At 43.0% G+C, this 611-nt stretch carries 1 protein-coding gene; it reads right to left on the bottom strand.

The features are described from left to right. Nucleotides 1–568 (bottom strand): leucine-rich repeat domain-containing protein (locus JC605_RS23930; RefSeq protein WP_370569091.1); only part of this gene is annotated, 568 nt, incomplete at its 3' end. Nucleotides 569–611: the final 43 nt, after the last annotated feature.

The following is a 611-nucleotide window of genomic DNA, read 5'->3' as shown; positions in this document are numbered from 1 at the left end:
CTAGAGCAATGCCGCCCGCTAAATTTGGAGCATAGAAGGCTGTCATTTTGCTTGCGCCCTCAAAGCATCTTCCGGTTCCTGTAATGCTGGTAAGCAGCGGAGCATGGAAAGACAGCAGGGAGGTATTGTTCCTGAATGTGCCAAGCGAAATATTTGACTGGCTATCAATAGCCGTAACCTTAGGGAAGCTATAGCTTGTTATGGATTTGCAATTGTAGAAGGCCGATTCGGCTATGGATTCTAGGCTGTCTGCATTAAAATCCAATAGGGAAGTGCAGTTATAGAAAGCTCTGCTGGCTATTGTTTTGACCGATGAAATGTCTATGTTTTTCAGTTTGTCAAAACTGTGAAAGCAGTTGGAAGGAAGAGATTCAGATGAGGCTATATACACATTTTCTAGGCTGATGCAGCCTGTAAAAGTTCCAGCGGGAATATCTTTTAGGCTGTTTGCTGAAAAATATTTTAAGCTTGAACAGTTGCTAAATGCGTTTCCGGCTGTTAATGCATTCAGGCTATTGAAGGTCAGAGAAGTCAGAGAAGAGCAGTCAGAAAAGCATCCTCCGCCTATGCTTGTAATTGGACCGACTGTAAATTCATTTAATGCTGCGCAT

The sequence above is a fragment of the Flavobacterium sp. IB48 genome, from assembly GCF_016405855.1.
Lineage (GTDB): Bacteria > Bacteroidota > Bacteroidia > Flavobacteriales > Flavobacteriaceae > Flavobacterium > Flavobacterium ginsengisoli.
This window is presented reverse-complemented; position numbering and strand designations above follow the sequence as displayed.